Origin of the sequence: Anabaena sp. PCC 7938, assembly GCF_049315035.1 — a bacterium.
In the GTDB taxonomy this organism is placed as follows: domain Bacteria; phylum Cyanobacteriota; class Cyanobacteriia; order Cyanobacteriales; family Nostocaceae; genus Anabaena; species Anabaena cylindrica.
On sequence record NZ_CP186034.1, the window covers coordinates 5,204,221 to 5,219,483 of the forward strand.

General features: G+C 39.5%; 12 protein-coding genes. 9 read left to right on the plus strand and 3 right to left on the minus strand.

The genetic code is table 11. The features are described 5' to 3' along the window. The first annotated feature begins 45 nt into the window (after positions 1-45). The 8 genes from ACOWPH_RS23385 (at position 46) to hetR (ending at position 11,052) form a co-directional block, all read left to right on the plus strand. Entirely contained in the window at positions 46-1,854 is a 1,809-nt protein-coding gene (locus tag ACOWPH_RS23385) for a proline--tRNA ligase (RefSeq protein ID WP_015212507.1), read from the plus strand. 91 nt (positions 1,855-1,945) lie between these two features. Then, complete coding sequence (locus ACOWPH_RS23390; RefSeq protein ID WP_015212508.1) at positions 1,946-2,653, plus strand: class I SAM-dependent methyltransferase; 708 nt, start codon at positions 1,946-1,948, stop codon at positions 2,651-2,653. Positions 2,654-2,907: 254 nt separating this feature from the next. Beyond that, positions 2,908-3,360, plus strand: coding sequence for a helix-turn-helix domain-containing protein (locus tag ACOWPH_RS23395; RefSeq protein ID WP_015212509.1), 453 nt, complete (start codon positions 2,908-2,910; stop codon positions 3,358-3,360). 19 nt (positions 3,361-3,379) lie between these two features. Then, the gene (locus ACOWPH_RS23400; protein ID WP_015212510.1) at positions 3,380-3,823 is read left to right on the plus strand and encodes a PIN domain-containing protein; all 444 of its coding nucleotides are present in this window, start codon (positions 3,380-3,382) and stop codon (positions 3,821-3,823) included. 167 nt (positions 3,824-3,990) lie between these two features. Continuing rightward, positions 3,991-5,037, plus strand: coding sequence for a zinc-dependent dehydrogenase (locus tag ACOWPH_RS23405; RefSeq protein ID WP_015212511.1), 1,047 nt, complete (start codon positions 3,991-3,993; stop codon positions 5,035-5,037). Positions 5,038-5,498: 461 nt separating this feature from the next. Beyond that, positions 5,499-6,752 carry an inorganic phosphate transporter gene (locus tag ACOWPH_RS23410; RefSeq protein ID WP_015212512.1) on the plus strand — a complete coding sequence of 418 codons (1,254 nt, stop codon included), beginning with the start codon at positions 5,499-5,501 and terminating at the stop codon, positions 6,750-6,752. 628 nt (positions 6,753-7,380) lie between these two features. After that, positions 7,381-9,756: an EamA family transporter gene (locus ACOWPH_RS23415; protein WP_015212513.1), complete on the plus strand. Its 2,376-nt coding sequence runs from the start codon at positions 7,381-7,383 to the stop codon at positions 9,754-9,756. Between the two features lie 396 nt (positions 9,757-10,152). Beyond that, positions 10,153-11,052, plus strand: a complete 900-nt coding sequence (hetR, locus tag ACOWPH_RS23420) for a heterocyst differentiation master regulator HetR (protein ID WP_015212514.1) — start codon at positions 10,153-10,155, stop codon at positions 11,050-11,052. Positions 11,053-11,360: 308 nt separating this feature from the next. Here hetR and ACOWPH_RS23425 read toward each other — a convergent pair whose 3' ends face one another. Further along, positions 11,361-11,975: a hypothetical protein gene (locus tag ACOWPH_RS23425; RefSeq protein WP_015212515.1), complete on the minus strand. Its 615-nt coding sequence runs from the start codon at positions 11,973-11,975 to the stop codon at positions 11,361-11,363. A gap of 540 nt (positions 11,976-12,515) precedes the next feature. On the opposite strand from ACOWPH_RS23425, the gene rpsD reads away from it, so the two are divergent. Further along, a complete protein-coding gene (gene rpsD, locus ACOWPH_RS23430; protein ID WP_015212516.1) occupies positions 12,516-13,124 on the plus strand; it encodes a 30S ribosomal protein S4 in 609 nt (202 codons plus the stop codon). A gap of 75 nt (positions 13,125-13,199) precedes the next feature. Here rpsD and moaA read toward each other — a convergent pair whose 3' ends face one another. Next, on the minus strand, positions 13,200-14,186 hold the full coding sequence (moaA, locus tag ACOWPH_RS23435) for a GTP 3',8-cyclase MoaA (protein WP_015212517.1): 987 nt from the start codon (positions 14,184-14,186) through the stop codon (positions 13,200-13,202). A gap of 229 nt (positions 14,187-14,415) precedes the next feature. Further along, the gene (gene smpB / locus ACOWPH_RS23440) at positions 14,416-14,883 is read right to left on the minus strand and encodes an SsrA-binding protein SmpB (protein WP_015212518.1); all 468 of its coding nucleotides are present in this window, start codon (positions 14,881-14,883) and stop codon (positions 14,416-14,418) included. Positions 14,884-15,263: the final 380 nt, after the last annotated feature.

Consider the following 15,263-nt stretch of genomic DNA (forward strand, 5'->3'; position numbering starts at 1 on the left):
AACTGCCTAGTAAGATAAATTAGTGCTTTTGTAAAGGGAAAAACAATGCGATTATCACAAATGTTATTCGTTACACTCCGGGATGATCCTGCTGACGCGGAAATTCCTAGTCATAAATTGTTACTGCGCGCAGGTTATATCCGTCGCATTGGTAGCGGTATTTATGCTTATTTGCCTTTAATGTGGCGAGTTTTGCAAAAGGTTTCCCAAATTGTGCGGGAAGAAATGAACGCTACCGGCGCACAAGAATGTTTATTACCCCAATTACAACCGGCTGATTTATGGAAGGAGTCGGGACGCTGGGATACATATACTAAAGCTGAGGGGATCATGTTTTCCCTGGTTGATAGAAGGGAACAACAATTAGGACTTGGCCCCACTCATGAAGAAGTAATTACAACTGTTGCCCGTGATATGATTCGTTCATATCGTCAATTACCTCTACATTTATATCAACTGCAAACTAAATTTCGTGATGAAATTCGTCCCCGTTTTGGTTTAATGCGCGGCAGAGAATTTATCATGAAAGATGGTTATTCTTTCCATGCTGATGAAGAAAGTTTGAAAAAAACTTACCAGGATATGTACAAAGCATACAGTAATATGTTGCGACGTTCTGGTTTAGCTTTTCGGGCTGTGGAAGCTGATTCTGGTGCTATTGGTGGTTCTGGTTCAACAGAATTTATGGTGTTAGCAGACGCGGGAGAAGATGAAGTTCTCTACACTGAAGATGGTAAATATGCAGCGAATGTAGAAAAGGCGGTTTCTCTTCCTGCTGATGCTGAAACTTCACCTTTTACAACTTATGAAAAAAGGGAAACTCCCGGAACAGATACAATAGAAAAACTTTGCAATTTTTTGAAATGTTCTCCTAATCAAATTGTCAAAAATGTTTTATACCAAATTGTTTATGATAATGGTTTGACTGTGTTGGTGTTGGTAAATATTCGCGGAGATCAGGAAGTTAACGAAGTCAAATTACAAAATGAATTGACTAAATTAGCTCCTCAATTTGGCGGAAAAGCTATTATTGCTTTTAGTGTACCTACTAATGAAACAATTGCAACTTGGGCAGCAAAAACTTTACCTTTAGGATACATTGCGCCAGATGTTGCTGATGATTATATTACAGGTAGCAAACAGGTAAATTCCCAATTTGTGCGCTTGGTTGATCAAACCGCAGTTGAGTTAAAGAACTTTGTCACTGGTGCAAATGAAGTTGGTTTTCATGTAGTTGGTGCTAATTGGGGTGAGCAATTTAAGTTACCTGCATTAACCGTAGATATTCGTAAAGCAAAATTAGGCGATCGCTCTCTGCATGACTCAAACCAAACCCTACAAACGGCTAGAGGCATTGAAGCTGGTCATATTTTCCAACTTGGTACAAAGTATTCCCAAGCAATGGGTGCAACTTATACTAATGAACAAGGGGAAGAGAAGCCTTTGGTTATGGGTTGTTACGGTGTAGGTGTGTCTCGTTTGGCACAATCAGCCGTTGAACAATCCTATGATAAGGATGGCATAATTTGGCCAGTTGCGATCGCACCTTATCACGCCATTGTCACTATTCCTAACATTAAAGATGCCCAACAAATCGCAGTTGCAGAACAGCTTTACACAGAACTCAATAAAGCTGGTGTAGAAACCTTACTAGATGATCGTGATGAACGAGCAGGTGTTAAATTCAAAGATGCTGATTTAATCGGTATTCCCTTTAGAATTGTCACAGGTAGAGCTATTACTAACGGTAAAGTTGAAGTAGTAAAACGCGCAAACCGTGAATCTCAAGAAATCCCTATTGAGGAAGTTGTCAATACTTTGCAACAGTGGGTTAAAGAGGCGATAGAGAGGTAAGATTAAACGCAGAGGGGCGCTGAGGTAAACGCGGAGGTACGCTGAGGTTTTTCTCGGTTAGCCCCCTAAATAAATTGAGTTATTAAAAAAAATGGCAGAACAAACTATAAATTTTGATTCTAATCCACCAGTTGCTACCAATGAATACGACACGATGATTCAAATGGCTTTACCTGGTTATGAGGTAATGCACAATATGACATTATCTGTTTTAAGAGCAAGTTTACCAGAGAAGGCTAATTTGTTGATAGTGGGTGCTGGTAGTGGTATGGAATTAGTTAAGTTTGGTAAAAGTAATTCACAGTGGCAGATGCTAGGTGTAGATCCATCTAGTAATATGCTTTCTATTGCTCAAAATAAAATAGAGGAGTATGGTTTATCTGCACAAATAAAATTATTTGCTGGATATACCCATGATTTAGATCCAAATTCTTTTTATGACGCAGCAACTTGTATTTTAGTAATGCATTTTCTTCCAGATGATGGCAGTAAATTAGCTTTATTGCAAAATATTTCCCAACGGCTAAAATCATCAGGTACTTTTATTTTAGTGGATATTTTTGGTGAAAAAGGTACTCAGGAATTTGAAAGAATGATTGCTATCATCAAAGTTTATTGGGAACAAATGGGAATCACACCAACAAAAATAACAGAAGGATTAGAAACAATCAAAAAAGGTGTTTTTCCTATTCCAGAAATAAGAGTAGTGGAATTATTGCAGCAAGCTGGTTTTTGCAATATTTTGAGATTTTATACAGGGCTTTGGGTTGGTGGTTGGGTAGCAACTAAAAACTCTTGAGGTTTGCTATTCAGTTTGTCTATAATTTTATTCCTATTCCTACAGATTATACCAATTTAAAATGAAGTTGTATAAAATAGCTAATCATAATTAATCGCAGATAAACACAGATAACCACAGATGGAATACAGATGATTTGATCAATTTGATGATTATGTGCCGCCTCATATAAAATTAGTATTACTAAGTGATGAGTTATCTGTTTCGTTTATTGCGTTTATGTAATATAATGAAAAAAATCCAAAAATATCTTTATGACTACCTTCCTATCTAACCAAAATAAACATACTGTTTCCAACATCGTTACAGAAAACGAAACTGAAGCTATAAAACAACTTGCGGAATTACTCAAACAGGAAAATAGTCAACTAAGATTAGTAGCTAATGGTCAAGAAGTCGCTGTTTCTGATTCTGTTTTTGATGTATTACGTGAAATTGTCCGGGAAATGGCATTAGGCAATTATGTATCTATAGTTACATACAATCCAGAACTCACAACTCAACAAGCGGCTGATTTGTTAAATGTTTCACGTCCCTATCTGATTAAGTTATTAGAACAAGGTGAACTTCCTTATATTATGGTAGGAACTCATAGACGTGTGAGATTTGGTGATTTAATGAAATACAAGGAAAATCGAGATATAAAACGTGATAAATTTCTGACTGAGCTAACTCAAATGAGTCAAGAAGCAGGATTTTATGAATAGGAGTCATTAAAAACTTAAAATGGCTAGACACTTGGTTATATTAGACTCTTGTGTTTTGTTTCCAATGTACTTGCGCGACACTCTACTTCGTTGTGCTTGGGGCGGTTTATATATACCCTTTTGGTCACAAGAAATCCTTGATGGTGCAACTCGGGATCTTGTACTCACAGATAAAATGCAATCAGATAAAGCAAAGAATCTTGAGACACAAATAAAAATACATTTTCCAGAGGCTATGGTTGAAGTACCGTCTGGGTTAGTTCAAGTTATGACAAATCACCTTGGAGACCGTCATGTTATGGCTGCGGCTGTAGTGGTTAAAGCTAATATAATTGTTACCTCAAACCTGAAACATTTTCAAGAGAAGGATTTAGCTCCTTGGCAAATTAAAGCACAATCTCCAGATGTATTTTTAACTGAACTATATAATTTTTATCCACAACAAGTTATTGCGGTATTATAGCGACAATCTCAAAGTTTGAAAAACCCACTGTTGAGTTTTGTTGAACTTCTCGATTTACTCAGTAAAGAAGTACCAATATTTACGAGTAATATTAAATCTCAAATTTCATAACCTAAAGTTCACCACAAAATGCTAAATCTAGTAACGTTAAACTATAAGAAACCAACGTGAAAGCACAAGTTTTTAGAGGCGTAAATCAATTATCCTACGAAGAAATTCCAGTTCCTACCCTAGAAGCAGATGAAGTGCTGGTGCAGGTGCGGGTTGTGGGGTTGTGTCAGTCAGATATTAAAAAAATTCGTTATCCCCTCTATGAACCACCACGCATATTTGGACATGAAACTGCTGGAACGATCGCATCTGTAGGTGCTAATGTGAAGGGGTGGACGGTAGGACAACGGGTGGCAGTGATGCACCATATCCCATGTATGCGTTGTTCCTATTGCTTAAATGATAATTTTTCCATGTGCGATGTTTATAAAAATATCTCCACTACCGCAGGTTTTAACGCCAGTGGTGGCGGTTTTGCTGAGTATGTGAAAGTCCCAGGACACATTGTCCAGAATGGGGGGTTGATTCCCATACCGAATGATATCAGTTTTGAAGAAGCGAGTTTTGTGGAACCGACTAATTGCTGTTTAAAAGCAGTCAAAAAGGCTCAAATTGCACCGGGACAAACTGTATTAGTGACAGGGGCGGGGCCAATTGGGTTAATGTTTATGATGTTGGTGAAGTATTTTGGTGCTAGAGCGATCGCAACTGACTTACTTCCCTCTAGAATTGAAAAAGCTCTAAATGTAGGTGCAGAAGCCGCGTTCGATGCGCGAGATCCCGATTTACCTGCAAAAATTCAAGCTTTAACTGGGGGAATGGGTGTTGATGTCACCTTGTTAGCTGTACCCAGTGATAAAGCTTTCTTTCAAGCCTTAGACTGTACCCGCAAAGGTGGAAAAATTCTCTTTTTCGCTGAATTTCCTGATGAACTCGAAATTCCTCTCAACCCGAATATTCTCTATCGTCGGGAAATTGATTTAATGGGTAGTTATAGCTCATCCTACCGTCTGCAAAGCCTATCTGCGGATATAGTATTTAATCGCCGTATTGATGTTAAAGCTTTAATTAGCGATCGCTATCCCTTACAAGATTTATCACAAGCCGTAGACCAAGCGATCGCACCCACACCAGAAACGTATAAAATCTTGATTTATCCGTAAACCCATTTTGGATTAATTGTCTCAATCAGGATACCCAGGATTAAAGGATTAACAAGATTAAACAAATACATAAAAATAATCAAAATTAATCCTGTACATCCTAAAATCCTGTAAATCCTGATTCAAGATTTATCACAAGCCGTAGACCAAGCGATGTCTACGACGAGCTGCGCCTACGCACCCACACCAGAAACCTATAAAATTTTGATTTATCCGTAAACCCATTTTGGATTAATTGTCTCAATCAGGATACCCAGGATTAAAGGATTAACAAGATTAAACAAATACATAAAAATAATCAAAATTAATCCTGTACATCCTAAAATCCTGTAAATCCTGATTCAAGATTTATCACAAGCCGTAGACCAAGCAAGGATTAATAAGATTAAACAAATACATGAAAAATAATCAAGATTAATCCTGTACATCCTAAAATCCTGTAAATCCTGATTCAGACAATAATGATCATAATCGCTTTTTTAGCTTTCTACGTCGCTTTTAACCTGGGTGCAAATGACGTTGCTAATGCAATGGGAACCTCTGTCGGTTCTAAAGCCATCACCCTCAAACAAGCAATCATTATTGCCGGAATTTTAGAATTTACAGGTGCTGTCTTATTTGGACATGGAGTGACAGAAACATTAGGGACGAAAATTGCTAACCCCGAATTATTTACCACCACACCGCAAACCTTACTTTTAGGGATGGTAACGGTACTGATAGCCGCTGGAATATGGCTGCAAATTGCCACCTCACGTGGTTTACCTGTATCCTCATCTCATGCAGTTGTCGGTGCGATCGCAGGCTTTACTTGGGTAGCATTAGGCATAGAAGCCATAGATTGGTCATCTATTGGTCTAATTACCATCGGTTGGATTTTAACACCTGTAATTAGTGGTATTGTTGCCGCTTTTTTTTACAGTCTCATTCAGCGTTGGATTTTAGCTCAACCTCACCCAGTAGCGCAATTACAAGAATGGATTCCCTGGTTAAGCACGATTTTAATAACTATCTTCGGTGTAATTGTGCTTCCAACCCTCACCCAACCACTAACAAATTATTTAATCAAAAAAGTTGGTTTAAACATACCTACTCACGACATCCCCATATTTACAGGTGCAGCAGCAGCTATTGGACTGACACTCTATAGCTGGAAAAAACTACAAGACAATCAAAAATCTTTTTCCCAATCACCAATTCCCAATCCCGTTGAAAGCTTATTTGCTCGTTTTCAACTATTGAGTGCTTGCTTTGTTGCCTTTGCACATGGTTCTAATGATGTCGGCAATGCGATCGCACCCCTCGCAGTCATATCCTACATCAATCAAACCGGAAGCGTCCCCATTAACGGCCTCACCATCCCCATCTGGATTATGATCCTTGGTGGTCTTGGCATCGTCGCCGGTTTAGCCATTTGGGGTCAAAAAGTCATCGCTACTATTGGCGAAAACATCATTTCTTTGCAACCTAGTAGCGGATTCTGTGCCGAACTAGCCACCGCTGCCACCATCTTACTAGCTTCTCGATTTGGCTTACCAGTATCCACCTCCCATGCCCTAGTTGGCGGTGTAGTCGGTATTGGACTAGTACAGAACCTAAAATCAATTAAATTCCAAACCCTCCAAGGAATAGCCTCAGCCTGGGTAATTACAGTCCCCATTAGTGCCATTATCAGCGCCACCATCTTCAGCATTATCCGGATGATCTTAAATTGAAAATGAAATTTATGGAGATTCTCACATACTGGTTCTCTATGAAATGCAATACATTCTAGGGTTACAGTTAAGTAGGGCTTCCTGTTTCACTACAAAACCTTCAGTGCTGTACTCACACATTCAACTTGAATAAGACTTACGCAAGCGTCATACTTAATGTTTCTTAATAAGATGCGGCAGATGTTGAAAATTTCTTGATTGTTGCCAAAATTATCGAGTCTGACACATCCTAATTAATATGCCAGTTGCGTAAGCCCTATTGAATCCCACGGATTTAAAACCACCATATTCTGCAATTGGTGCTAAAAATACAGCCTATTTTTGCAGAATTTCGACTCATTTATTAGAATATTATGCAGGGAATGGTAGTATATTTTCTTTTTTATAGAACAATACTTTAATTCCCTAAAGCAACGGAAACTGTCACCCACTTTACATTTCGCACAAATTTTGGTTTTTCATAACCTACCCATCTGCAAGGCTTTGAAACAGTTATCAGTGAACAAGTAGACAGTGAACAGTAAACAGTGAATAGTTATCAGTAGACAGTGAATAGTTATCAGCCTAAAAATTGATAACTGACAACTGATAACTGATTTATCGTCAAGGTGTTAGAGGTTATAAACTAATGGGGCGATTTGAGAAGCGACCAGACAACCCAAGAATCCGAGGCGACTTATCCAGAGCAGCAGAAAACGCCCTCTGGGATGTGGTCGAGGATTTAGAAAATCTTCAAAAGAATGTTCTGAAATCGTTGCAAGACGACGTAAAGCGGCTGGAGTCCGAAAAAACTCGTTTAGCTAATGATATTCAACGATTGACCGAAGAAAAAGAAAAGTTACAGCAAGCTCGACAAATTACTGAACAGCAAGTTTTAATCCGTCAGCTGGCTGAAGTTTTGGCAAAGCATATATCTTCACAACTACAATCTTCACTAAAGACTTTAGCCGCCCAATCAATTGAAGGTGAATCTTCCGAACGAGTCACATTGAGATCTGCGGAAGTTAATCCCCTCGCAGCTAGTCAGATCAATGAAAATGTTGGTCAAATGTTGGACAATTTGGATGATAGTGTCACAATTGCCTTTAGCTCGCTGCAACAAGAACTAAAAAATTATCAAAGTCATCTTTCCCAGCAGTTGTCACGAATGTACGACCAACAGCAAGAAGGAGAAGACATATTAGCAGAATTTATTAATCGTCTCAAAGGGGAACTGGACAAAACCAGAGAAACAACTTCTCTCAAGGTGTTAACAGGAGGTGCGCCAACTGTATTACAACTAAATGAGCCATACAAAAACGGTTTCTTGGAGAAATCTCCAGAGAGAATCATTTCTGAACCAATTTCTCTGTTTCCTCAAGAGTCACCAAAGAGCGAAAATTCATCATCAACAGAGGCTGTAGTTACATCACCACCAACTCAGGAAAACACACCTGAGCCAATGTCTTTTAAGACTCCTGATTCCTTCACAAAGCAATCAACATCAGAATTATCGACTCAGGAAAATACACCTGAGCCAATTTCTGTCCTTACTCCTGATTCTTCCACAAAGCAGTCAACATCAGAATCATCAACTCAGGAAAACACACCTGAGCCAATGTCTTTTAAGACTCCTGATTCTTCCACAAAGCAGTCAACATCAGAATCATCAACTCAGGAAAATACACCTGAGCCAATGTCTTTTAAGACTCCTGATTCTTCCACAAAACAATCAACATCAGAATTATCGACTCAGGAAAATACACCTGAGCCAATGTCTTTTAAGACTCCTGATTCCTTCACAGAGCAATCAACATCAGAATCATCAACTCAAAAAACCACACCTGAGCCAATTTCTGTTCTCATTCCTGACTCCTCACCAAAGCAATCAAAATACTCACCCCCACTCACACCCAGACGGGAAACAACAACCAGAAGAGAAAGATCCCGTAGTTCTCCAAATTGGTCACCGGTTCAGGTGGGTTTCCTGTTGGTTGTGTTGTCAACAGTGATGTCATCACTTTACAACGTAGCGGTAAAGGCGCTTTTTTACAAAGGTTCTGATTTTCTAGGAAATTTCGAGACGCAGCAATTGATTGCACCAACTTTGGGGAATATTTTCTTAATTTTGATGCTGAGATTATTAGTTGTTGTGCCATTAATGTTACTTTTGGCTCCCATTTTACACCCCTCTGTTTGGCAAGATCTACAAAATTTATTTGATTCAGTAGGGAGAAATGCTACTTCCAATCAGGCAAAAACAAAACAAGTATTAATCTTGTCAGTCGTGGGTGGCTGTTTGTTGTTTTTGTCCCAAGTACTCATTTATATTGCAATTGGTAAAGTTTTAACTGGTATTGCGGTCGCACTCTTCTTTATCTATCCCCTGGTTAATGGACTCTTAGCATGGTTCCTCTTTCGTGAACGCCCCAATTTATTCAGCGCTGGTGCTATTTTCGGCATTTTTTGTGGTGAATTATTAATCTTAGGTAGTTATTCAAATGGTATGAATAATACCTCTTTAGGAATTATTTCTGGAATTATGTCCGGAATGGCTTTTGCTGTTTACGTAATTCTTACTAGGTTGTGCGCTCCGAAACTGCATCCAGTTTCTTTTGCTTTAATTAACTTCGCCACCATGTTGCTATTAAGCTTCATCTGCTTAATGGTACCGCTACCAAGTGATTGGAGTTTAGCAATTAGATCAGCCAATTTACTGGAAGTGATATTAAGTGCTTTTATGTTGGGTGTCCTGACTCTTTGCGGATATTTGTTTAATAATTTTGGAATTCGCAAATTAGGTGGGCCACCATCGGCTATTATCGGCGCGCTTGTCCCAGTTGTAACCGTGATTTTTGCTGGATTGATGATTCAGGAAAAATTGGATATTGTGCAAATCATGGGAGTGTTGTTAGTCACTGGTGGTGCAGTTGCTATCAGCTTTGAAAAAATGCGTAATCATTTACAATCTTCTAATACCAATAATCAAAGGATGAAGAACAATGAAACTAAATATCGGGGGTAATAATTTACTTTTGATTTCCAGTAATTGTTATATTTCTCAATTTGGATAAATTTGGTGTTAGATTATAGGTTGGTTTGATAATTAAGCCGCCTAGCAGCAGAGATTTCAGTTGACAAAAAAGCAATTTAAATGCACCACAGTTTATACTTTATTAGCTGCATCATCCAATTATTAACCTGATGCAGCAAAAGTCCATAATTTTTAGTGGTGCGCAGAACTACCTCCGCTGTATAAAGTTAACGATTTACACCCTGAGTCATTTAAAACCAAGCAATTTTAGGGTAAAAGCATAAAAATCTTCATCTAGTGTGAAGACAAAAATTGCATTTGGGTGTAAAATAGATAGTTTAATTTGACTACCACTCTTGTAAACGTGCTATTCATCTGTCTGTCAATATGAGTAACGACATAGATCTGATCAAACGTCTTGGTCCGAGTGCGATGGATCAGATCATGCTTTATCTAGCTTTTAGTGCCATGCGGACAAGTGGACACAGGCATGGAGCATTTTTAGATGCAGCCGCAACAGCAGCTAAGTGTGCGATTTATATGACCTATCTGGAGCAGGGACAAAACCTGCGAATGACTGGGCATTTGCACCACCTTGAGCCAAAGCGAGTCAAAATAATTGTCGAAGAAGTGAGACAAGCTCTAACTGAAGGTAAATTGCTAAAAATGCTGGGTTCCCAAGAACCTCGCTATCTGATTCAATTGCCTTATGTGTGGATGGAAAAATATCCTTGGCAGCCAGGAAGATCTCGTGTTCCTGGTACAAGCCTGACTAGTGAGGAAAAAAGGCAAATTGAGCGTAAACTGCCCAAGAACCTGCCTGATGCTCAGTTAGTTACATCCTTCGAGTTTTTGGAGTTAATAGAGTTTCTCCACAAGCGATCGCAAGAGGAGTTACCACCACACCACCAAATGCCCCTGAGTGAAGCCTTGGCAGAACATATCAAGCGCCGTTTGCTCTATTCAGGTACAGTGACACGCATTGATTCTCCTTGGGGAATGCCTTTCTACGCCCTCACTCGTCCTTTCTATGCCCCCGCAGACGATCAAGAGCGTACTTACACAATGGTGGAAGATACCGCTCGATACTTCCGCATGATGAAAGATTGGGCAGAACGGAAAGCGAATGCCATGCGTGCTGTAGAAGAACTGGATATACCCCTCGAACAGATGGAACAAGCCATGGAAGAATTGGATGAAATTATTCGAGCTTGGGCAGATAAATATCACCAAGATGGAGGTATGCCGATGATTCTACAAATGGTTTTTGGTAATCAAGACGATTAAGCCGACCAAAGTTTAGACATAATCTGCTAATTTTTGGTTAGACAACTTTGATTAATCTAATTTGGAGACGACAGTAAAATATCTTTCATGGCTCTTCTTCACGCCATGAGCGCGGCTAATATGTGTGGAAAGCAAAGTTCTCACACAGTCGTAGTAGTCAGGAAAAGTAAATTTGAGGGGTTAAAAACAGGAAAAAAGTCCTAATATCCCCTAAACTTGCCTACACCAGCCATTGTTGGCTTGATGGACTAGTAGGGTGGACGATTTGCCAACCCTACGATTGTAAAAATTACAGTCAAATTCAACTCTTAGATACCGCTACCACTGGGAGTTGATGGCATAGGAGCAGTTTCAAGACTAGGATTTGATCCAGGCGCTGTTGTAGATCCTTCCCCAATACTAATAATTCTGTCACTAGCATTAATACAAGTGTTCAACGACTGAATTGGGGTTAAATCAATTTCTTTACGCAAGCCAACGACGCACTGAGCAAAAGTCACGGGTAATAAACTGCGTCCACAGTAAGTTAAGGTGGTTGGGTCAATTGCCTTCTGAGTACTCTTGCTGATGCCAACTACACAGGCCGCTAATTCTTGAGGACGACGGGCTTTACTACAGGAATAAAGCGCTTCGGTAGAGGCAATTTCCGTCTGCTTTTTGATTTGAGCTACACAGCTAGACAAATCTTTTGGTCGCAGGGCTGTAGAACAACCTTGAGATGCGGCTTGCGCTGTCACTCCGACACTCAATAATTGAGCCGCACAGACACGGTAATCATTTCTATAAGAATCTGTAACAGCTATACTCGGTATCACATTTATCAAAAATCCTGCGATCGCTACAACTGGTACTGTCAAAATTCTCAAAACATAATTTCTGTTTTGGTTCTGAAAATTGCTAATTTCTTTTTTGCTCTCTAACATAAGCTATTCTCCAAACACCAAGGTTATGCTAACTTAGAATCTGCTTAAACTCCTCTGCAATCAAGAAATTTTGACGCGATTGTCTAAAATAGTCCCAAAGCCTAATACTACGATTTTGAACTATTCCCAACAGCAGAGAATGAATTTTGTCTCAGGTTAGACTATAGTAGATAGTTTGTGGCGAAAACGACTCAAATCATAGTCAACATTGCGTCAGCAGTCACTAAACCTAAAAACTCAGTCTTTTAGCAACACCTGAGTTAAACGTACCGTGGGACACATGGAAACGCAGGGTTAAAATCCTGAAAGCTTGGTAAGTACTGTTTTGGGTGGGCAATACCCTACTTAAAGCTAGTACCGTGGAAATGAAGTCTTCCAAAAACTATTGAAACTAGTTACTTGGTTCGAGAGAGCGAGTATTTAGGGGTAGTTTTTCAGAAGACAGATCATTAAACCAAGAATACTCTAGCCAACTGCTTTGAGGAATGTCATAATAGAATATTTGCGTAAAGTTTAAACAGGATTAAATTAAGGAAACTCATGTCCCGATATAGAGGGCCCCGCCTCAGAATTGTCCGCCGCTTGGGCGACTTACCAGGATTAACCCGGAAAAGCCCTAGACGTGCTTATCCACCAGGTCAACATGGCCAAAACCGTAAAAAGCGCTCTGAGTATGCTATCCGTCTAGAGGAAAAGCAAAAACTCCGCTTAAACTACGGTTTGACTGAAAAGCAAATGCTGCGCTATGTACGAAAAGCTAGACGTGTTACTGGTTCTACCGGACAAGTCTTACTGCAATTTCTAGAAATGCGTTTAGATAATACAGTTTTTCGCATGGGTATGGCTCCTACCATTCCAGCGGCGCGTCAATTGGTAAATCACGGTCATGTCACTGTTAACGGTCGTGTAGTGAATATTGCCAGCTATCAGTGCCGTCCTGGTGAGGAAATTGCTGTCAGAAATAAAGAAGCATCCAAGAAATTGGTAGAAGCTAATTTGCAATATCCTGGTTTAGCTAACCTCCCCAATCACCTAGAATTTGATAAAAACAAATTGACTGGTAAAGTTAACAGCGTGATTGAGCGAGAATGGGTAGCACTCCAAGTTAATGAACTATTGGTCGTGGAATACTACTCACGTCAAGCCTAAGAAAATGCTGAGTACCGAGTGCTGAGTTTAGATTACTCAGGACTCAGGACTCACAACCTAGGACTCAGGACTGTCTTACCCCCCAATCTGCGACATGGTACGGGTGTAAGTACCAGAACTACCTGAATCGCGTTGCTTAAAGTTAATTTCAGCTTTGATGTTTAGTAATTGTTTGACTTGTTGTCTTAATTGGGCAGTGCTAATACCAGCACGTAAAGAAGTCTTTAAGTCTATTTGACCAGTTTCGTTTAATAAGCAGGGACGTAGCCAGCCATCAGCACTCAGACGTACTCGGTTACAGCGATCGCAAAAACATTCCGACATCTGGCTGATAAATCCTAGCGTGCCTTTAGCTCCCGGAATTTGAAAGACATCAGCAGGACCGTTCCCATAAATCTGAGATTCTGTTAAACCCCAATGTTCACGAATACTGTACCGTAAATCAGCTGAAGATATCCAACCGCGATCGCTAAATAAATATTCATTGCCAATAGGCATAAATTCAATAAACCTGATATGCCATTGTTTATCAATCGTTAAGGCAGCTAAATTGAGAATTTCATGGTCATTAACACCGGGAATTACCACAACATTTAACTTCAGCGGGTCAAATCCTACACAATAAGCAGCTTGAATCCCTTCCCAAACTTGTTGCCAACGTCCACGCCCATGATTACCAATGATTTGCTCAAAAGTGTCGGGTTCGAGAGAATCTAAACTAATATTAATTCTTCTTAATCCTGCATCATAAAGATTTTGTGCTATTGGGGCTAGTAAAAACCCATTGGTAGTCATAGCCAAATCTTGGGTTTGGGGAAGATTTGCGATTTTGCTGACCAAATCTACCACACTAGGACGCAGTAGAGGTTCTCCACCAGTCAAACGAAAGCGGGTAAAGCCAAGGGGAATAAATACCTCTTGAATCAGGGTGAGTATTTCCTCATCACTTAACAACTGTTGCTTGAGGATATAATTCAGTTCTGCCCCTTCTGGCATACAGTATTGACACCGAAAGTTACAGCGGTCAATTAAACTAATACGTAGATAGTCTACCTGGTTCATGGTTATTGCGGCTCAAAGCATGGGGAGACTGAAATTCTAGACTACCTCATGATTCGTGTAGGCAATTACAAAAAAGGCAGGAGGAAAAAACTGTCTTTTCTGGGTCTAAAGCCCAGTTTAAAAAAAGGTATTGGTACAAAGGGCGTAGCAAGAGATACAAAGCGTCTTCACTTAAATCTTACCTTTTTAAACGTCGGTTCCTTCTGCCTCCTATCTCTTGCCTCCTGAATTAATAACTTTTCATTGCCCGTTGAATATCGCGCTGATCTTGACGGCGTTTCAGGGATTCGCGCTTATCGTGGAGTTTTTTACCTTTACCTAAGGCAATACTTACTTTTACCCAACCGCGTTGGAGATACATTTTTAACGGGACTAGGGTTAAACCTTGCTGTTCTACCTTACCAATTAGCTTGCGAAGTTCCTGGCGATGCAGCAGCAACTTACGTGTGCGGCGCGGTTCATGATTAAAATATTGTCCACTGGAAGTATAGGGAGAAATATGTATATTTATTAACCATGCCTCGCCATTACGAAGTAATGCATAGCCATCTTGGAGATTAACCTTACCCGCACGAATCGACTTGACTTCAGTTCCGGTTAGCTGAATTCCAGCTTCATAGGTTTCTATGATTTCATACAAATAACGGGCTTGACGATTGTCGCTGATAACCTTGAAACCTTCTTTTTTGTCACTCATTGAGAATTTTGTTTGTGTTAAATATGCCTAAAATTTTCTTTAGACTGGACGTAATTTAGGTAAAGATGCTTTTTTAATCTTGAATATGGGTTTAAATGCAACTAACTTTACATATAATCTAACCTATCATTATAGCATTATTAAGTCCTTCCCTTGATATCAAAACGATATTAATTTTAAGACTTACGCAACTGGCATATTAGTAAGGCGCGTCAGATGTTAAAAATCCGTGGATTATTACCAAATAATCGAATCTAACGAACTCTACAATAGACCTCTCCGAAAATGAATGTAGAGACGTTCCATGGAACGTCTCTACAAGGGTTTCAAACCACGCACATTTAATTACCGGAGAGGTCTAATAAATAATAAATAAGTGA